At 36.7% G+C, this 18954-nt stretch carries 18 protein-coding genes and 2 other annotated features; of the genes, 14 read left to right on the top strand and 4 right to left on the bottom strand.

Annotated elements, in window-relative coordinates; all coding sequences use genetic code 11:
* Nucleotides 1-9: 9 nt before the first annotated feature.
* From mtnN to EKQ63_RS23375, 12 genes are all read left to right on the top strand, one after another.
* Nucleotides 10-705, top strand: coding sequence for a 5'-methylthioadenosine/S-adenosylhomocysteine nucleosidase (gene mtnN / locus EKQ63_RS23430; RefSeq protein WP_143881555.1), 696 nt, complete (start codon nt 10-12; stop codon nt 703-705).
* A gap of 82 nt (nt 706-787) precedes the next feature.
* On the top strand, nt 788-1711 hold the full coding sequence (locus EKQ63_RS23425; protein ID WP_029439984.1) for an O-acetylserine dependent cystathionine beta-synthase: 924 nt from the start codon (nt 788-790) through the stop codon (nt 1709-1711).
* A 3-nt stretch (nt 1712-1714) separates the two neighbouring features.
* Nucleotides 1715-2848, top strand: a complete 1134-nt coding sequence (locus EKQ63_RS23420) for a bifunctional cystathionine gamma-lyase/homocysteine desulfhydrase (protein ID WP_143881554.1) — start codon at nt 1715-1717, stop codon at nt 2846-2848.
* Between the two features lie 258 nt (nt 2849-3106).
* Complete coding sequence (adhE, locus tag EKQ63_RS23415; protein WP_087954240.1) at nt 3107-5710, top strand: bifunctional acetaldehyde-CoA/alcohol dehydrogenase; 2604 nt, start codon at nt 3107-3109, stop codon at nt 5708-5710.
* Nucleotides 5711-5836: 126 nt separating this feature from the next.
* Nucleotides 5837-6064 carry a YrhC family protein gene (locus tag EKQ63_RS23410; RefSeq protein ID WP_087954241.1) on the top strand — a complete coding sequence of 76 codons (228 nt, stop codon included), beginning with the start codon at nt 5837-5839 and terminating at the stop codon, nt 6062-6064.
* Between the two features lie 167 nt (nt 6065-6231).
* On the top strand, nt 6232-7179 hold the full coding sequence (locus EKQ63_RS23405; RefSeq protein ID WP_087995430.1) for a helical backbone metal receptor: 948 nt from the start codon (nt 6232-6234) through the stop codon (nt 7177-7179).
* A 5-nt stretch (nt 7180-7184) separates the two neighbouring features.
* The gene (locus tag EKQ63_RS23400; protein WP_001993171.1) at nt 7185-8213 is read left to right on the top strand and encodes a FecCD family ABC transporter permease; all 1029 of its coding nucleotides are present in this window, start codon (nt 7185-7187) and stop codon (nt 8211-8213) included.
* Nucleotides 8200-9018 carry an ABC transporter ATP-binding protein gene (locus EKQ63_RS23395; RefSeq protein ID WP_087995429.1) on the top strand — a complete coding sequence of 273 codons (819 nt, stop codon included), beginning with the start codon at nt 8200-8202 and terminating at the stop codon, nt 9016-9018. Before EKQ63_RS23400 ends, EKQ63_RS23395 begins: the two co-directional genes overlap by 14 nt.
* Complete coding sequence (locus EKQ63_RS23390; RefSeq protein WP_087954244.1) at nt 8985-9380, top strand: ankyrin repeat domain-containing protein; 396 nt, start codon at nt 8985-8987, stop codon at nt 9378-9380. Before EKQ63_RS23395 ends, EKQ63_RS23390 begins: the two co-directional genes overlap by 34 nt.
* A gap of 309 nt (nt 9381-9689) precedes the next feature.
* Entirely contained in the window at nt 9690-10196 is a 507-nt protein-coding gene (locus EKQ63_RS23385; protein ID WP_000469127.1) for a GNAT family N-acetyltransferase, read from the top strand.
* A gap of 56 nt (nt 10197-10252) precedes the next feature.
* Nucleotides 10253-10711, top strand: a complete 459-nt coding sequence (locus EKQ63_RS23380) for a GNAT family N-acetyltransferase (protein WP_000276115.1) — start codon at nt 10253-10255, stop codon at nt 10709-10711.
* Between the two features lie 125 nt (nt 10712-10836).
* A complete protein-coding gene (locus EKQ63_RS23375) occupies nt 10837-11214 on the top strand; it encodes a hotdog family protein (protein WP_000025009.1) in 378 nt (125 codons plus the stop codon).
* A 33-nt stretch (nt 11215-11247) separates the two neighbouring features.
* On the opposite strand, the gene EKQ63_RS23370 is transcribed toward EKQ63_RS23375, so the two are convergent.
* Nucleotides 11248-11793: a helix-turn-helix domain-containing protein gene (locus EKQ63_RS23370; protein ID WP_001020700.1), complete on the bottom strand. Its 546-nt coding sequence runs from the start codon at nt 11791-11793 to the stop codon at nt 11248-11250.
* 156 nt (nt 11794-11949) lie between these two features.
* Between EKQ63_RS23370 and EKQ63_RS23365 the strand changes: the two genes are divergently transcribed.
* Together EKQ63_RS23365 and EKQ63_RS23360 are read left to right on the top strand one after the other, a co-directional pair.
* Nucleotides 11950-12354, top strand: a complete 405-nt coding sequence (locus EKQ63_RS23365; protein WP_087954246.1) for a DoxX family protein — start codon at nt 11950-11952, stop codon at nt 12352-12354.
* Nucleotides 12355-12375: 21 nt separating this feature from the next.
* On the top strand, nt 12376-13233 hold the full coding sequence (locus EKQ63_RS23360) for a VOC family protein (RefSeq protein ID WP_000009829.1): 858 nt from the start codon (nt 12376-12378) through the stop codon (nt 13231-13233).
* A 17-nt stretch (nt 13234-13250) separates the two neighbouring features.
* Here EKQ63_RS23360 and EKQ63_RS23355 read toward each other — a convergent pair whose 3' ends face one another.
* The 3 genes from EKQ63_RS23355 to EKQ63_RS23345 all read right to left on the bottom strand — a co-directional run bounded on the left by EKQ63_RS23355 (nt 13251) and on the right by EKQ63_RS23345 (nt 18900).
* Entirely contained in the window at nt 13251-13565 is a 315-nt protein-coding gene (locus EKQ63_RS23355) for a 4a-hydroxytetrahydrobiopterin dehydratase (RefSeq protein WP_000979544.1), read from the bottom strand.
* On the bottom strand, nt 13546-15300 hold the full coding sequence (locus EKQ63_RS23350) for an aromatic amino acid hydroxylase (protein ID WP_143881553.1): 1755 nt from the start codon (nt 15298-15300) through the stop codon (nt 13546-13548). The genes EKQ63_RS23355 and EKQ63_RS23350 overlap by 20 nt, the downstream gene beginning before the upstream one ends.
* A 162-nt stretch (nt 15301-15462) precedes the next feature.
* Nucleotides 15463-15690 (bottom strand) — a binding site (T-box leader).
* A 51-nt stretch (nt 15691-15741) separates the two neighbouring features.
* Nucleotides 15742-15970: a binding site (T-box leader), on the bottom strand.
* Nucleotides 15971-16191: 221 nt separating this feature from the next.
* Nucleotides 16192-18900 carry a S8 family serine peptidase gene (locus EKQ63_RS23345; protein WP_143881552.1) on the bottom strand — a complete coding sequence of 903 codons (2709 nt, stop codon included), beginning with the start codon at nt 18898-18900 and terminating at the stop codon, nt 16192-16194.
* Nucleotides 18901-18954 lie beyond the last annotated feature (54 nt).

Below are 18954 nucleotides of genomic sequence, written 5' to 3'. Positions count from 1 at the left end.
GGGATTAGATTGAGAATTGCTGTAATTGGAGCAATGGAAGAAGAAGTACGTATTTTACGTGATAAATTAGAACAAGCAGAAACAGAAACGGTTGCGGGTTGTGAATTTACGAAAGGACAATTAGCAGGACATGAAGTAATCTTGTTAAAGTCTGGTATTGGTAAAGTAAATGCAGCGATGTCAACGACAATTTTATTAGAAAGATATAAGCCTGAAAAAGTAATTAATACTGGTTCAGCTGGTGGATTCCATCATTCTCTAAATGTTGGGGATGTCGTTATTTCAACAGAAGTTCGTCACCATGACGTAGATGTAACAGCATTTAACTATGAGTATGGGCAAATACCAGGAATGCCGCCTGGATTTAAAGCTGATGAAGCATTAGTTGCATTAGCTGAAAAATGTATGCAGGCAGAAGAAAATATTCAAGTTGTAAAAGGTATGATTGCAACAGGCGATTCATTTATGAGTGATCCGAACCGAGTTGCAGCAATTCGTGATAAATTTGAAAACCTTTATGCAGTAGAAATGGAAGCAGCAGCTGTTGCACAAGTATGCCACCAATATGAAGTTCCGTTTGTTATCATTCGTGCACTTTCTGATATTGCTGGTAAAGAATCAAATGTTTCATTTGATCAATTTTTAGATCAAGCAGCTCTTCATTCTACAAACTTTATCGTAAAAGTACTAGAAGAGTTAAAGTAATGTAACAAAAAGGCAACTGTCTCATATAAAGAAAATACATACAGTTGCCTTTTCTTTATTGGCAAATAAGGGGGAGAACACGATGAATGTATATCGTGGAGTTCATGAGCTAATTGGTCATACACCAATTGTAGAGATTACTCGTTTTTCACTTCCAGAAGGGGTCCGTTTATTTGCGAAGCTTGAATTTTATAACCCAGGTGGAAGCGTTAAGGATCGTTTAGGAAGAGAATTAATCGAAGATGCGCTCGAAAAAGGGCTTGTTACCCAGGGCGGAACAATTATTGAACCGACTGCTGGAAATACTGGTATTGGACTGGCACTTGCAGCGTTACAACATGATTTGCGCGTTATTGTTTGTGTACCAGAGAAATTTAGTATTGAAAAACAAGAATTAATGAAAGCACTAGGTGCAACGGTCGTGCATACACCGACTGAGCAAGGAATGACAGGCGCAATAGCAAAAGCGAAAGAGTTAGTAAATGACATACCGAATTCATACTCTCCAAGTCAGTTTGCGAATGAAGCAAACCCTCGTGCTTATTTCAAAACACTAGGTCCTGAACTTTGGTCGGCACTTAATGGAGAGATTAACATATTTGTTGCAGGAGCAGGAACTGGTGGTACATTCATGGGGACTGCATCTTATTTGAAAGAAAAAAATGTAGATATAAAAACGGTTATTGTGGAACCAGAAGGATCTATTTTAAATGGTGGTAAAGCTGGCTCACATGAAACAGAAGGGATTGGCCTTGAATTCATCCCGCCATTTTTGAAAACATCTTATTTTGATGAAATTCATACAATTTCTGATCGAAATGCATTTTTACGAGTGAAAGAATTAGCGCAAAAAGAAGGTCTTCTCGTTGGAAGCTCTTCAGGAGCAGCATTTCATGCAAGCTTACTTGAAGCAGAGAAAGCGGCGCCAGGTACAAATATTGTAACGATTTTTCCTGATAGTAGTGAGCGCTATTTAAGTAAAGACATATACAAAGGATGGGAATAAAAAATGAGAGCAAAGACAAAGTTAATTCATGGTATTCGCATAGGAGAACCTTCAACTGGATCTGTAAATGTACCGATTTATCAAACGAGTACGTACAAACAAGAGGCAGTTGGTAAGCATCAAGGATATGAATATTCACGTACAGGCAACCCAACACGTGCAGCTTTAGAAGAAATGATCGCTGTATTAGAAAACGGTCATGCTGGTTTTGCATTTGGTTCAGGAATGGCTGCCATTACAGCTACAATTATGCTATTCTCAAAAGGTGACCACGTTATTTTAACAGATGATGTGTATGGTGGAACGTACCGCGTGATTACGAAAGTATTAAACCGCTTCGGTATTGAGCATACATTTGTAGATACAACAAACTTAGAGGAAGTTGCAGAAGCGATTCGTCCAAATACAAAAGCGATTTATGTAGAAACACCAACGAATCCATTACTAAAAATTACTGATATTAAAAAAATATCTACTCTTGCTAAAGAGAAAGATTTATTAACAATTATTGATAACACATTCATGACGCCATATTGGCAGTCGCCAATTTCTTTAGGAGCAGACATTGTACTTCATAGTGCAACGAAATATTTAGGAGGTCATAGTGACGTAGTTGCAGGTCTAGTAGTTGTAAATAGCCAGCAATTAGCAGAAGACCTTCACTTTGTACAAAACTCAACAGGCGGCATTCTTGGCCCGCAAGATAGTTTCTTACTACTTCGTGGTTTAAAAACATTAGGAATTCGAATGGAAGAGCATGAAACGAATTCACGTGCAATTGCTGAGTTTTTAAATAACCACCCAAAAGTAAATAAAGTATATTACCCAGGCCTTGAGTCACATCAAAACCATGAACTGGCAACAGAACAAGCAAATGGATTTGGTGCTATTATCTCATTTGATGTAGATAGCGAAGAAACATTAAATAAAGTACTTGAGAAATTACAATACTTTACACTGGCTGAAAGTTTAGGAGCAGTAGAAAGTTTAATTTCTATCCCCTCTCAAATGACACATGCATCAATCCCAGCAGATCGTCGCAAAGAATTAGGAATTACAGATACATTAATTCGAATTTCTGTCGGTATTGAAGACGGAGAAGATTTAATTGAAGATTTAGCACAAGCGTTAGCGTAGTAAAAATGCACTGCTAGTATAGGCAGTGCATTTTTACTACATTATTTTGTGAAATATTTCACAAAATAGACATACACAAATGAAATGATTTCATGTATATTGAATTCATGAAGTGTTACTCACGAACAATCTTGTGAAATATTTCACAAACAATGAGGTTCATGTAGGAAAGCAATTCTATTTTTTTGCACTAATCGGGACTAATTATGACCTGTAGGGTCTTATTTAGTCCACGATAGCAGAATAGGAGGAATTTACATGGTAGTCAAAGAGAAAGTTGTAAATGAAATGCAGGAAGTAAAAGAGATGATAGATACGTTAGTGAATAACGGTCGGAAGGCTTTACAAGCATTAGAAAGTTTTACACAAGAGCAAATTGACAACATTGTTCATGAAATGGCATTAGCAGGTGTTGATCAACATATGCCACTTGCGAAGTTGGCTGTTGAAGAAACAGGTCGTGGTGTATACGAAGATAAATGCATTAAAAATATTTTTGCTACTGAATATATTTGGCATAGCATAAAGAAAGATAAAACAGTAGGGATTATTCACGAGGATCCTCACGAAGAGATGATAGAAATTGCTGAACCTGTTGGTGTAGTAGCTGGGGTAACGCCAGTAACGAATCCAACGTCGACAACAATGTTTAAAGCATTAATCGCGATAAAAACGAGAAATCCAATTATTTTCGCATTTCATCCTTCCGCACAAAACTGTTCTATTGCAGCTGCGAAAACAGTATACGATGCAGCGGTGAAGGCGGGGGCACCAAAACATTGTATTCAGTGGATTGAAAAACCTTCTGTCGAAGCAACGAAACAATTAATGAACCATGAAGGTGTTGCGCTTGTTTTGGCAACGGGAGGGGCTGGTATGGTGAAATCAGCTTATTCTACTGGAAAACCAGCGCTAGGTGTAGGTCCTGGTAATGTACCATGTTATATAGAGAAATCAGCGCATATAAAACGAGCGGTTAATGATTTGATTTTATCTAAAACATTTGATAATGGTATGATTTGTGCATCAGAACAAGCAATTATTGTAGACAAGGAAATTTATGATGATGTGAAAACAGAAATGATTGAAAATGATTGTTATTTTGTAACCGAGGAAGAGAGAAGTAAATTAGAAAAGCTTGTTATTAATGAAAATACATGTGCAGTAAATAGTGATATTGTAGGAAAATCAGCACAGTATATTGCCGAATTAGTTGGAATTACTGTACCTAAAAATACAAAAATGCTTGTAGCTGAAATACAAGGCATCGGAGCCGCATATCCACTATCTCGTGAGAAGTTAAGTCCAGTATTAGCTTGTGTAAAAGCAAATTCATTAGAAGAAGGATTTACATATTGTGAAGAAATGTTAAACCTCGGTGGTTTAGGACATTCAGCAGTTATCCATTCTGTAAATAAAGAAGTGCAAAAGCAATTTGGATTACGTATGAAAGCTTGCCGCCTTATTGTAAATGCCCCTTCATCACAAGGTGGAATCGGTGACATATATAATGGATTTATTCCATCACTTACGCTTGGTTGCGGTTCCTACGGGAAAAACTCGGTTTCTCAAAACGTAACAGCGACGCATTTATTAAATATAAAAAGGTTGGCAAATAGAAAAAAGAATATGCAGTGGTTCAAATTACCACCAAAAATTTATTTTGAAAAACATGCGACAGCATATTTAGCAAATATGCCTAACATTTCACGTGCATTTATTGTAACGGATCCAGGAATGGTTGAGCACGGATATGTAGATACGGTCTCGCATTATTTACGTAAACATGCAAATGGTGTGAAAGTTGAAGTTTTCTTTGAGGTTGAGCCAGATCCATCAGATGAAACTGTGTTTAAAGGTGCGGAAATGATGAGAAGTTTTCAGCCGGATGTAATTATCGCACTTGGTGGTGGTTCAGCGATGGATGCAGCAAAAGGGATGTGGCTTTTCTATGAGCACCCAGAAACAACATTCTATGGAATTAAACAGAAGTTTTTAGATATAAGAAAACGTACATGTAAATATCCGGAATTAGGAAGTAAGGCGCAGTTTGTTGCCATTCCAACAACATCTGGAACAGGATCAGAAGTGACGCCATTTGCGGTTATTACAGATAAGAAAAATAATATAAAGTATCCACTCGCGGATTATGAATTAACGCCAGATGTAGCAATTGTTGATCCACAATTTGTAATGACCGTACCACCACATGTAACAGCAGACACTGGCATGGACGTATTAACGCATGCAATCGAGGCGTATGTGTCTGTTTTAGCAAATGACTATACAGATGGATTAGCATTAAAGGCCATTGATCTCGTATTTAAATATTTACCAAGAGCATTTAAAGATGGAAATGATGAAGAAGCACGAGAAAAAATGCACAATGCTTCTGCAATCGCAGGAATGGCATTTGCAAATGCTTTTCTAGGTATTAATCACAGCTTAGCACATAAAATTGGACCAGAATTTCATATTCCACATGGGCGTGCGAATGCAATTCTTATGCCGCACGTAGTTCGCTATAATGCTATTAAGCCAAGAAAACACGCATTGTTCCCAAAATATGAGCACTTTGTAGCCGATGAACGCTATGCACATATTGCGAGAATGCTCGGGCTTCCAGCAAGTTCGACTGCAGAAGGTGTGGAATCACTTGTCAAAGCAATTATTGAGCTCGGAAAAAGTTTAAATATAAATATGAGTATTGCAGGACAAGGAGTTGCTAAAGACCAATTTGAAGAGGTTGTTGGATTATTAGCAGAAAGAGCTTTTGAAGATCAATGTACAACAGCTAATCCCAAATTACCTCTCATTTCAGAGCTGAAAGAAATTTATATGAAAGCATATAAAGGTGAGTAATGGTTATAAAAGAGTCGCAATAAAGCGGCTCTTTTTCTTTTGGAAAACATCTCCCAGAATGGCTGTATTTACTTGTCTTTCAGTGTAATAGAATATGATACAGTGAAATGGAGGAGTGAGAATATAATGAAGGAATTACAAGGGAAAATAGAAGATTATACTCGGTTCGGACAACTTCTTCTCGCTGTAAGTACATTGTTAATGGTTGGTTTATTGATTCCGACTGGAGCAAAAGAAACGATACAATTTTTTGTTATGATGGGGAGCATCGTTATATTTTTAAGTTTATCTTTCTTTTTCTTTCAGCGTGTGAAAGTGATGCGAGACGAGTTAGAGAGAAACGAATGTGAATAATATTGGTAAATAGTGCGTTACAAAAAGAAGGAATCTTTTTTGTAACGCTTTTTGGTTTTTTTTTTTTTTTCTAGAAAATGTATGCGTTTTATATTGACAATGATAATCTTTATCAATTAAAGTAGAATAGTAGTTAATGATTATCATTATCAATTAGAGGTGGAAGAATGAAAAAATCTATTACGCTATTTACAGCGATTTTATCTGTTTTTTTCTTATTAATAGGTTGCAGTGCAGAAGGAGACGAAAAAGCAGCGGCAACAAAAACAGAAAAAGGAAAAGAGAAAATAGAAGTTACCGACCTGTCAGGAAGAAAGGTAACATTCGATAAAGTGCCAGAGAGTTTTGCAACATTAAGTATGGGAGACATGAATATTATTCATGCTTTAGGCGGAAAAATAGTGGGTCGTCCGGATGCAAAAATAACTCTTCCAGAGGATATAAAGAAAGTACAAGTAATCGGGAATGCACATCAGCCGAATTTTGAGCAAATTGCTAGCTTAAAGCCCGATGTACTTATTGCTAATAATGGGTTCCAAAAGAATGTTCCAACGGTTGAAGGGCAAGGAACGAAAGTAATGATTTCTTCTGCGAATTCTGTACAAGATATTCAAAAGAATATTGAACTATACGGAACGATAATGAAGAAAGAAGATAAAGCGAAAGAACTTAACCAAAAAATTACGAATCAAATGAAGACATATGAGAAAAAGAGTGATGTGAAAGCATTGCTAGTGTATGGAGCACCTGGTACTTATTTAGCAGCATTACCAACCTCTTTATCAGGTGATATTTTAGAAAAAACAGGTGGGAAAAATATTGCAGCTGATTTTCCAGAAATGAAGGAATATCCGCAATATGCACAGCTAAGTGTAGAACGCATTATTGAGGCGAATCCTGATGTGATTTATTTAATTACACATGGAGATCCAAATAGCGTTAAAAAAGCATTTGAAGGCGAAATGATGAAAAATGAAGCGTGGAAAAATTTAGATGCAGTAAAACAAAATCGCGTAGTTATTTTGCCACCAGACTTATTTGGATCAAATCCTGGAACAAAAGTTACAGAAGCGATGGACTTTATGTATAAAAGTATACAAGATGTAAGGAAATGATAAGTATGGAAAGTAGTGAAGTAGTAAGGGAAAAGGAACATCCTTTTGCGAAAAAAAGATGGATCATAGCAGTTAGTTTAGTGCTATTAACGATTTTAGGTCTTTTTTACGGCCTTTTCGCAGGAAGCTTATCCTTTTCCTTACGAGATATTGTAACAGGGATACAAGATGAAGGTTCGACAGTTCATCGAATTGTATGGGACCTTCGTATACCAAGAGTGCTCGTTGGATTTATAGTAGGAACATGTTTAGCTGCATCTGGCGCACTGCTGCAAGGGGTGATGAGAAATCCTCTTGCAGACCCTGGTATCATCGGGGTGTCATCTGGAGCAGGCCTTGTCGCAATTGTAATTATGATTTTATTCCCTCAGCATATGGCGTTTTTACCACTCGGTGCGTTTTTAGGAGCTTTCATAACGGCGATGATCATTTATGCTTTATCATGGCAAAAAGGGGCACCACCTTCAAGAATTGTCTTAGTAGGTGTGTCAATTAATGCATTAATTGGTGCAGCGACGTCAGCATTAATGTTATTACATAGTGACAAAGTACAATCCGTATTACCGTGGTTAGCGGGTGGCATTGGTGGCGTGAGTTGGGCACATTTAAACATGATTATTTATTATGCAATATTCGCTATTGTATTGGCTTTCTTTGGTATTAAGCATATTCGAGTATTAATGCTTGGGGATGAAATGGCGAAATTATTAGGTCATAACGTGGAGAGAAGCCGTTTTTATTTAATAGTAGTAAGCACATTATTAGCTGGAATAGCAGTTAGTGTTTCTGGTCTTATTGGATTTGTCGGCCTTGTCGTACCACATATGTTACGTTTATTGGTTGGAAATGACTATAAATATTTACTGCCATTATCATGCCTTGGCGGAGGTATATTACTTGTTTTCGCAGATGCGATAGCTCGAAGTTGGTTCGATCCAATTGAATTACCTGTCGGTATTTTACTATCCTTCTTAGGTGGTCCGTTCTTCTTATATTTAATTCATAGAGGGGGAAAACAGCGTGATTTCCGTTAATAAAGTGTTTTACGCACATTCTGAAAGATTTCAAATGCAAAATATGAATGTACATATTAAAGCTGGAGAGGTCGTTAGTTTAATTGGACCGAATGGATCGGGGAAATCTACTTTGCTTCGTTTAATGGCAAGACTACTTAAACAAAGCGAAGGAGATATCGTTTTAGATGGAAAAAGTATTCATACGATGAAAAGTGCTGATGTAGCGAAGCAATTAGCGATGTTACCACAAATGCATGATCATCAATTAGATTTAACAGTGAGAGAATTAATTGAATTTGGAAGAGGCCCTCATAAATCATGGAGAGATCGTTTAAATAAAGAGGATGAAGAAATTGTTGATTGGGCATTGTCTGTTACAAATCTTGAAGGGTATGAATATCGTCTTTTACAATCTTTATCGGGAGGAGAAAGACAACGTGCTTGGATTGCAATGACGCTAGCACAACGTACGAACGTCTTATTATTGGATGAGCCAACAACTTTTTTAGATATCGTTCATCAGTTGGAAGTAATGGAACTTGTGAAACGATTAAATGAGGAATTTGGCATGACAATTGTAATGGTTTTACATGATATTAACCAAGCGGCTCAATATAGTGATCGTTTACTCGTATTAAAGCGAGGGCAGCTTCAGTATGACGGTATACCAGAAGAAGTGTTATGTCATGAAATGTTTCAGCATGTATTTGGCATAGATGTAGATATTTTTCAAGAAAGCGACAAGCCATTTTTTACACCAAAACGAATTTCTAAAAAAGGAGGAGCAAGATGCGAACAGAAGAATGTATTACCACTGAGTTAGTAAGGGAATTTGTTATGGCAGCTCACGGAGATTTAGAAAAAGTACAAGAACTGTTAGCTGAATCGCCAAGTTTACTTCATGCCTCTTACAATTGGGGCGGCTCAGATTGGGAAAGTGCGTTAGGAGCAGCGGCGCATGTAGGTCGTAAAGATATTGTTCTCTATTTACTAGAAAAGGGTGCTCGAATGGATATTTTCGCGGCCGCTATGCTTGGAGAATTAGAAGTTGTACAAGCTATTTTAGTAGCACAACCAGAAGCATTACGTGCATCTGGCCCCCATGGTATTTCTCTTCTTCAACATGCACGAATGGGCGGAGAAAAAGCACAGTGTGTATTTGACTACTTAACGGTGCTTTCTTAATGACCGCCAAAGTTCTTATGTGCGGTAAACTTTTCACTTTCATATAATTGGAAAGTTTACCGCCCGTTAGAACGGGATAAGTACCTAGTGTATTTGAAAATCCTACCCCCCCCTCAATTGTAGTTTTCTTTATGCTAGTTATGATATGGATGCAGTAGACAATATTTGTCTACTGCCTTTTTTAAATTCTTTAGAGATTGAATATTCTGTATTTCTTATTTAGTTCCTTTATAATAGATAGTAACATTTAGTATATATCCAAAACATGATCGTGTAGGTAAGTACAAATTCGTGGGAAGGAGTGCAGAGATGTTTCATACAGATCGTTTACAAATTCGCAAATATACAATGGATGATTTACAGTTCTACGCTTCATTATGGGGAAATGAGAAGGTAATGCGCTATATTGGAAATGGGACGTTAAAAACATATATGCAGTGTAAAAAAAGTTTGGAAGAGTGGGTGATTCCTAGCTATAAAAACGGTCTCGGTTTATTTGTATTGATTGAAAAGGAAACGGGAATACGAATTGGTCATGCAGGATTAGTAAAGCAGCAAATAGATGGAAAAGAGGAAATTGAAATTGGGTATTGGTTACTACCTCAGTATTGGGGAAAAGGGTATGCGAAAGAAGCAGCGGCGGCATTTCGAGATTATGGCTTCCAAGCGTTACGAATGAATAAATTAATTTCTCTTATTAATCCGGATCACCCCGCCTCCATCTTTGTTGCTAGAAAAACAGGACTTAGTTATGAGAAAACAACTTCATTTCATGGGATGGATGTTCTCGTTTATTCCATTAAGCGCGTTGGATGAAAAAAGGTGAATGGCATCTTTTGAAGAATGGTATATAAAAATAAAGGGGGGATTACATGTACATTTATCATAATGGACTTATTATTCGTGAGGGAACGAATGGTGTACCTGCATATGCAATTAAGACTTTATTCGAAGATGCCGGTTGGAGCAATGATAATATCCCTTCTTGGCAAATTGAAAAATTCACGATAGCATTTGAAAATTCAACATGGGCATTCACAATTTGGGATGAAGAAGAGATGATTGCGATGGTTAGAGTCATTTCGGATGGAATCATGGTCGCGAACATAGTAAATTTAGTTGTGAAATGTGAATATAGAGGGAAGGGATTAGGTAAGAAACTTGTCGCTCTTTGTTTGCAAAAATTGCCACATGGTGACTGGTTTGCGCATACTTCTGCGAGTAATTTTGATTTTTATAGAAGTTGTGGTTTTGAGGTGAGAGAGTTATCGAGAAATGGAACATGTGCGTACTATGGATACCAAGCTGCAAAAAGAGATGGGCATCGGTAAAGGAGCGAAAAGCAAAAAATAGTACAGCTATAAGTATTTTTCATTCTTTTTATAATAGAAAATGAATTGAGACTCATTTTATGATAAAATGAAAGAAAATTCTGTTTATTATTAGGGGGATAAAAATGAGTATAAAAGTTGGGGATGTATTTAAATATGAAAGAAGATTTACTGAGGAAGAAGTTTTTGAATTTGCAAATATTACAGGAGATAAAGGTAGGCATCATATGGAATATGATGAAAATGGACGTTTAATGGTTCATGGTTTATTGACTGCTAGTATTGGAACGAAAGTAGGCGAAGAATTACATTACATAGCAAGAGAATTAGTAAGTGAGTTTATTAGACCAGTTTTTACAGGAGATACGATCACTTGTGAATTAACTTTAACAAATATTGAACAGATGGAAGGATACAAAAAGGTTTCAATTGAGTCAGTTTATCGCAATCAACACGAAAAGACTGTACTAGTTGGGACAAGCTATGGAGTTATAAGGGGATAAAAAAGAAGCCTGATTTACAGGCTTCTTTTTTATTTAATAAACACGTTTTCGATTTTCTGCATGACTAGAGATGAGTAATAATGCAGTTTCTTCTCCTATATTACGAACGATATGAGGAACACATGCATTCCAGGAGAAAGAATCCCCTTCTTCTACAATTGCAATATCTTCTCCATGTTGAACTTCTAGTTTTCCGCGTAATACAAGGTGACATTCTTCCCCTTCATGGGCATTTGGTGTGTTTTCTTTCGGAAACCCAGCAGGGATTTCTACGAGATTTAAGCGAAGGCCACCTTGCTCTGCAACATGTTCAATTCTTTGTTCATCTTTTCCGTATACACTATATTTACGCTCTACCTTTTTCACAACTTTCAATCGATCTTTTTGTTCTAACAATAAATAGGGAAGAGGAACGTTTAAAAAATTGGAGATCGTTTCTAAAGTTGAGATAGATGGTGATGTTTTATTATTTTCAACCTGACTCATAAACCCTTTAGAAAGACCTGTTCCCTCACAAATTTGTGCGATTGTTATGCCTCTACGCTGACGGATTTCACGTATTGCAGAACCAATATTCATAAAATCAAGCTCCTTTTTATAAACAACTATTTGTATCATAGCAAAAAAAATATATATTTTCCCAGTGAAAATGAATTGACGAATAAAAAAAATTAGTGTATGTTTTGTAATGTAAATAAAAGTTTCGTATAAGGAAACTATAAAGGAGAGAAAGAAATGAATCAACATATTGGTAACTTAATTATTCGTATCGTGTTAGGGATAACGTTCTTTATGCACGGTTTAACAAAATTCCAATCGGGGATTGACAATATTGCAGGGTGGTTCACAAGCATTGGTTTACCAGGAGGACTTGCATACGGTGTAGCAACAGTTGAATTAGTTGGCGGTCTATTATTAATTCTAGGTTTAGGTGTAAGATATATTGGATTATTATTTGCACTAGTTATGGTTGGAGCAATTGTAAAAGTAAAATGGTCAGCTGGTTTATTAGGAGATGGAAAAAATCCTGGCTTCGAATTAGAGCTTGCATTGTTAGCAATGGGTGCGTACTTATTTGTTGCGAAAGCGGATGGTTTTGTAGATAATTTCTTAAAAGAGAAAATGTCAAAGAAGAACTAATTTACATGGGAGGCTAACAAGATGAGTTTTCAACTTCATCCCGATACAACACTTGATGTTGTTCATTTATATGTATCAAATATAAAGAAATCACTAGAGTTTTATACAGAAGTACTAAGTATGAAAGTACTAAAAGAAGATGAAATGGTCGTTACATTTGGGAATGAAAATAACGAACCACTCCTTATCATTGAAGAAAAGAAGGAAGCCTTACCAAAGCAAAGAGGGAGAACGGGTTTATATCATTACGCAATTTTATTACCGAGCAGACAGGATTTAGCGAATATCCTTCGTCATCTTGTAGAAATGGTTTATCCACTGCACGGCGGAGCTGACCATTACTTTAGTGAGGCCCTTTATTTAGCTGATCCAGATGGAAACGGGATTGAAATTTATCATGATCGTCAAAAAGAAGTTTGGCGTGATGAGAATGGAGAGCTACCATTTGTTAGTAACCCGTTAGCTGGTGAAGAATTATTGCAACAAGGAAGTACATGGAGTGGGTTTCCAGCTGGTACTGTGATGGGACATATTCATTTCCATGTAGCTGATTTGGAAGAAGCGAAACGTTTCTATGTGGATGGTCTTGGCTTTGAAGTAACGATCCCAGCCCGTAATGGGGCGCTCTTTGTATCGGCAGGTGGCTACCATCACCATATCGGTTTAAATACGTGGCAAGGTGAAGGGATACTACCGCAAATGCCAAATTCTGTTGGCTTGAAATATTTCACAATTGTATTAGCAAATGAAAAACAAAAAGAGCAAGTATGTGAAAGTTTAAAAAATATTGGCAAGATTGCTACGTACAAAGATGGAATATTACAAGTAGAGGATCCATTTGGACATTGTATCCATTTCAAAATTAAAGGAGAAGCCTAAAAAAGGCTTCTCTTTTTTTACTTTCTTATAATAGCTTTTTCATTTTGGATAAATAGTTCATCAAATTGCTTCGCAAGCTCAAAATCGAGTTTCGTTAAACCTTTTGCATTCCAAGATGACAAAGTAATAATGACTGCTTTATACTGGATAAGGATAAATGGGTGGTGATTATGTTCTTCTGATAGTTTGGCGGCTTCAGAGACAAATTCGACTCCTTTTAAGTAGTCGGAAAACATATATTTTCTTTCAATCCATTTTTCATCTTTTACTACCCATTTATCTAACCTCAATAATTCTTCTTGAACTTCCTCTTCAGTTAATCGTAGCATCATTTTTCACATCCTTTACTGGAAGTAGCGTAAGACCATTGTTAATAAGACGTGTTACAGCTTCATCAGTTGTGAAAGTAGAAAGTTGTTGTAATAATGCTGCTGATGTTTCGTGCCCTTTGTTATGTTCTAAAAGCAATTCTAATATTTCAAGGCGAAGTAACCATTCTTTCGCATAAAATTTGTTTAAGACCTCTTGAATTGCCACTAATTGCTCGATATGTGCGTCGTGTAAAATACCTTCATTTCGGATATCACGAACTGTTTGATACATACGTTCAAGTTCATTCAGTACAAGTGGAGCAGGAATTTCTTGAATTTCTTCATCCATTGGGAAAAATGCTGCAGCATCTGCGGCACCTGGGAATACCGAAGTAATTGTTGAACCAACAGCCATATCAAATGCGCCCCATGAAGCATCAAATAAAACGCGGTCGTTATAAGTAACTGTGCAATTGATAAAGGAAATAAGGGCAATTTTTTTATCGTTTTTTACAATATCTGTTACTGTTCCTTTTACATGAATACCACTTGCAAAAGTAAAGGCTGCTTTATTTCCAATTGTAATTCCTAATGATTGTAATTGTTCATCTGTACAATTTTCTAATGCAATATTTTCAGTGAGTAATCCAATTGGTGTTCCAAACCCGTCACTGTGTACAGACGTAGAATGATTCGCTAGCTGTTTATTGTGAATTGCTAATGCTGTTGGCGAACTCGTTCGCATGTAAATTAATTCACCTGCATCGTTTTCAATTGTCTCGGTAAATGTACCTGTAATTTGTAACCCGCTATTTAACTCAGCAGTTGCATGATTTTCAGAGCGAATTGCTTTTTCTAATCCTTCTTTACCACCTGTTTTAAAGGCCATCGTTTCAGAGAATTTCTCAAGTGCTTCTGTTAATTCTTCAAATGATTCACAAACAAATAGTTGTGGTTGCATTTTTGTTACGTCATAAGTTGTACTTGTACATGCCTCGATAGAGAATGGAACCTTTTCTACAGCGTCTGTTAAGCAATGTTTGCTTTCGCCAACAGAAGAAAGGAGACCAGCACCATATATTTTTGGAGCATCTATATTTCCGATTAATCCGTATTCCACTGTCCACCAGAAAAGACGTGAAATTTGTTCTGCTTCTGATAAGCCAGAAACTAACTTTTGTTTTTCAAGTACATTATTTTCAGCAGCTGTAACTTCATCTGGAGTAGAAGTAGGGCTTTCTTTTACAATTGTTAATGTACGAACAGCTTCGAATGCATCATGTTCTTCTTTTGTAGAGAAAGCTTTTGCACCAATTTGTCCAAATCGTTTCACATATTTTGCATATGTAGGATCAAGTAAAATAGGTGCGTGTCCTGCTGCTTCGTGTACAATATCTGGAGCTGGTGTATACTCGATATTTTCTACTTTGCGAATATCTGTTGCAATTGGTAATAATCCGTGTCCTTGAAAATCGAAGAAGGCTACGCCAGGAATAAGGCCGTCAATCGTTACAGCACCCCAGCCGCTTGGTGCCAAACACTCATTCATTTCTTCTACCTTTGGAATTGCATCTATATTAATACCAGATGATTGTAATCCGTTCACATAGGCTGGATGAGCAACGTCTTTTAAGAAACTATGATTTTGTCTCATAATGTAACGCCACACAGCGTGATTCACCGGTGTGTATTGATCGTAGTGCTGTGTGGATACGAATGGTTTTAAATGCGATGGAATTTCTGTTTTCTTTGTCATTTAGACATCCTCCTTTTTTTAAATAAAATTAAGTATCGGTTTCGTATAGCTTGTATCACCCCCTTTCAAAATTGTAAGCGCTTATAAAATTTTATCATAAGATTCGGAATTATTTAACATTTGTTTCTGTGAGAAATAGAAAAAGCCCCCATCGGAAAATCCGATAGGGGCGAAAGAATCGCGGTACCACCCTATTTGTAAGTGAAATTATACTTACATCTCAATTAATGATAACGGAAAAACTCCGTCTTTTCCTTCATGCCTATAAGCACTACGAAAAAGAAGCTCCAGAATTGTAATTCATACTTATATATGTGCTAATTTCCACCGACCATTAGCTCTCTGTAACAGGGATATAAGATACTACTGCGATTCTTTCAACGCGTATATTATGAAGTTATGTAAAAGGATGGACGCAAAAAAGTCCCTATCGGGAAATCCGATAGGGACGATAAAAATCGCGGTACCACCCTATTTGTAAACAAGTAATTGTTTACCACTCACTTTAAGATAACGGAAAGATCCGTCTTTCTCTTCATGCATAAAAAGCATTACGGGAAAGAAGCTCCAGAATTGTAATTCACGCTTGTATATGTACTGATTTGCACCAACCATCAGTTCTCTGAGACAGGGATATAAGTCGCTACTGGTATTCCTTCAAAGCCGATATATAATTCGTTCAACTAAACTATGTTTTGTATTATAAAACTATATTAAAAAAATTGTCAACAATAATTTTTTATCCCGCTTTAATGGGCAGTAAGACCCTCACCTCAAAATTCAGCGAAAGCAAAGAAGTTAGGTGGGGGTCGGGCTGCCCATAAAAGCCCGATTGGTGAGGGCTGATAATCAGTGGGGGATGAAGAAACCCCCACTGATTAAAGTTTCACTTTATTTCACATCTAAATCAACATTTAAATTAGATGTATTTCCAGCTGCATCTGTTGCAACGATATGAATTGTATTTTTTCCTTGTTGTAATTGATTACGATCAAAATAGATTCCGTAGTTTTTCTCCCACGTATTTAAGAATGCACTCTCCCATACACCATTTCCGTTAATCTCATATTGTATTCTCACTGGAATACCAGGTGCAATCCAACCAGATTCTGTCATCCAATCTAGTAGAATATCATCAACGTTTCCTCTAATAATAAGATTTTCTTGATCAATTTCATAAGTTAACTTAGGTGCTGTTCGATCGATAAATACAGCTCCTGTTTGCTTTGTTTCTCCACCAGAGTTAGAAGCAACAGCTTCGATTTGGTATAAGCCATCAGGCAACTGAGATCCGTCTGCTCTTGTACCATTCCATTTGAAAGATTTATAGCCAGGTGTTTCGTTTTTACCTTGATATACCATGCCTTGATATGTCACACGGTCTTTCGTAATTAAATTAGCATGAAACGCTATGTCCTCAACTGGTGTAACTAAATAGTAATTGATTAGGTTGTCATCTAGTATTTTGTCATTATTTGGACTGAAAGTAGAATTAATGATTTCAAGGCCGTCAATACACTTGTATTCTTTTGGATCGATGCTAAATGTAAATGGAATACGCATTTCTTCCGTTTTCCCTTGTTCTTTTACATACAAATTTCCTGTATATACTCCTTGTGGTAAGGAACTATCTACAGTAATAGTAAAAGGTTTTTCGATGTTACTATTTGCTTTTAAACTAATTGAAGAAGGGAAAGAAGTCTGGATTTTTGTTTTTGTATCTAATAATTCAACACGAGTTGAAAAGTTTTTCTTTTTGCTAGAAAGATTTTGTAACGTAATATTTTGTGTTAGTTTTACTTTGCCGCTATTCGGTTTAATAAGACCGAAACTTACGTTGTTTGGTTTCACTAACGCATCTGTTTGAGCTGCTTTCGGAATGTTAATTAAACCAGATCCTTGTGCCATAACAGGATATGTATTTTCATTCACATCTTTTAAAGTTTTTGCGGTATTGGCAAGCGATGCTTTTAATTGCTCTGTCGTCCAATCAGGATGCATTTGACGCAAGAGGGCAACCGCTCCAGCTACTTGAGGTGCAGCCATACTGGTTCCGTTGTGAGACTCATAGCCACCTCTAGGTACAGTACTCGTAATTTGTACTCCTGGTGCAACGATATCTGGTTTTATAAGCCAACTACCTTGTGATGGTCCTCTAGAACTAAAGTTACCAATTAATTCAGTTGGAACTGGCTGTCCAATTTTTATATTTTTCTTGCGCTTTGTAATTAAGTTTTTCAACTCTCCGCCATTTGCATTTGATAATTGCATAACTGGAAGAGCTAGATTTTCTCGTGCAAAGTATTCAGGCATAATATTGATTTCTTTTTCATTAGAAATTAATAGTACACCAACTGCACCAGCTTGTTTCGCTTGTTCTGCTTTTACTAACGTACTAGAAGTACCTTGTAAAACAAGTGCAAATTTCCCTTTCACATCTTGTTTTGCATAATCACTTGGATTACCATAGCTAACGTATACAAGAGGGGAATCATTTCCTATTGGGAAATCGGACTTTGATAACGGTAACCCTTGATATGTTTTGCTGGAACCAGCTACTTGGAACGTTGGAAACGGGATAGAAACAGTAGATGCTCCAACTGATATAACGCTGCTTGCATTTCCAGGTGCATCAACAGACCAAGGCTTTGGTCCATCATTTCCATTTGAAACGACTGCAGTAACACCAAGTTTTGCTGCACGTTCTAACGTCATTGTTACAGGTTGATCAGGGACATTTAAATCTTGACCGAGTGATAGATTTAACACATCAGCACCATCTTGAATAGCGCGCTCAATCCCTTGAATAATATCTTCTGTTGTACCAGTGCCACTATCATTCATTACACGATAGGCTAGAATAGAAGCATTTGGAGCACCACCTTTAATTTTTCCGTTACCAGCAATAATTCCAGCTACATGAGTACCATGTACGTTACCATCCATTGGATCGTTATCTTCATCAACTGTGTCATATCCACCGATATAATTTGCTTTTAAGTCGGGATGTGTATAGTCTACACCAGAGTCGATAATTGCTACTTTCATACCTTTTCCATCAAGCGGTTTACCAGATGGGTCTTTTAAATTCCACGCTTCTTCATTAGTAGCGCTTTTTGATGTTTCATGTAATTTATATGTTAAGTTCGGATAGACTGCTTTTACTTCGGGTAAAGAAGCAAGAGCGGTAATTTGATCTCCAGGAACTGAAATAGAGAATCCGGAAAATAACGTATTATACACCTCTTTAATTTTTGCACTAGGTGCTTTTTCTTTTATTTTCTTAGTCGTATCTTCTTGTGCTTTTTTAAGCTGGGCATGATAAGACTGTGCATGATTATTTTGTAAATCTGGAGCATGCTGAATGTTACTTTGTGAAGCGAGTGGAGCATGTTGCAATTCTACAATGACAGAAATTTCTTTTGATGTTTTTGTTTCAACATTTTGTGCAATTTTGTTTTCTCCCCACTGTTCAATCGTTGTTTTTAGTTGTGGACTAAATTGCTTCTCTTTTTGCAGTGATTCAGCATGTGCGCTTAAAGCTCCAAAACTGGAAAAGACGAGCGCCATACTTAATAGTGTAGATGTAGTTTTTTTCATTGAAACTCCCCTCGATAAAAAGTGACAATATTCAGAAAAGTTATCTTACAAATG

The sequence above is a fragment of the Bacillus sp. BD59S genome (assembly GCF_007363175.1).
In the GTDB taxonomy this organism is placed as follows: Bacteria; Bacillota; Bacilli; order Bacillales; family Bacillaceae_G; genus Bacillus_A; species Bacillus_A pacificus.
This window is presented reverse-complemented; position numbering and strand designations above follow the sequence as displayed.

Coding starts and splice junctions, on each gene's coding strand:
- EKQ63_RS23425 (WP_029439984.1), top strand. CDS start 788: ATGAATGTATATCGTGGAGTTCATGAGCTAATTGGTCATACACCAATT.
- EKQ63_RS23420 (WP_143881554.1), top strand. CDS start 1,715: ATGAGAGCAAAGACAAAGTTAATTCATGGTATTCGCATAGGAGAACCT.
- adhE (WP_087954240.1), top strand. CDS start 3,107: ATGGTAGTCAAAGAGAAAGTTGTAAATGAAATGCAGGAAGTAAAAGAG.
- EKQ63_RS23410 (WP_087954241.1), top strand. CDS start 5,837: ATGAAGGAATTACAAGGGAAAATAGAAGATTATACTCGGTTCGGACAA.
- EKQ63_RS23405 (WP_087995430.1), top strand. CDS start 6,232: ATGAAAAAATCTATTACGCTATTTACAGCGATTTTATCTGTTTTTTTC.
- EKQ63_RS23400 (WP_001993171.1), top strand. CDS start 7,185: ATGGAAAGTAGTGAAGTAGTAAGGGAAAAGGAACATCCTTTTGCGAAA.
- EKQ63_RS23390 (WP_087954244.1), top strand. CDS start 8,985: ATGCGAACAGAAGAATGTATTACCACTGAGTTAGTAAGGGAATTTGTT.
- EKQ63_RS23385 (WP_000469127.1), top strand. CDS start 9,690: ATGTTTCATACAGATCGTTTACAAATTCGCAAATATACAATGGATGAT.
- EKQ63_RS23380 (WP_000276115.1), top strand. CDS start 10,253: ATGTACATTTATCATAATGGACTTATTATTCGTGAGGGAACGAATGGT.
- EKQ63_RS23375 (WP_000025009.1), top strand. CDS start 10,837: ATGAGTATAAAAGTTGGGGATGTATTTAAATATGAAAGAAGATTTACT.
- EKQ63_RS23370 (WP_001020700.1), bottom strand. CDS start 11,793: ATGAATATTGGTTCTGCAATACGTGAAATCCGTCAGCGTAGAGGCATA.
- EKQ63_RS23365 (WP_087954246.1), top strand. CDS start 11,950: ATGAATCAACATATTGGTAACTTAATTATTCGTATCGTGTTAGGGATA.
- EKQ63_RS23360 (WP_000009829.1), top strand. CDS start 12,376: ATGAGTTTTCAACTTCATCCCGATACAACACTTGATGTTGTTCATTTA.
- EKQ63_RS23355 (WP_000979544.1), bottom strand. CDS start 13,565: ATGATGCTACGATTAACTGAAGAGGAAGTTCAAGAAGAATTATTGAGG.
- EKQ63_RS23350 (WP_143881553.1), bottom strand. CDS start 15,300: ATGACAAAGAAAACAGAAATTCCATCGCATTTAAAACCATTCGTATCC.
- EKQ63_RS23345 (WP_143881552.1), bottom strand. CDS start 18,900: ATGAAAAAAACTACATCTACACTATTAAGTATGGCGCTCGTCTTTTCC.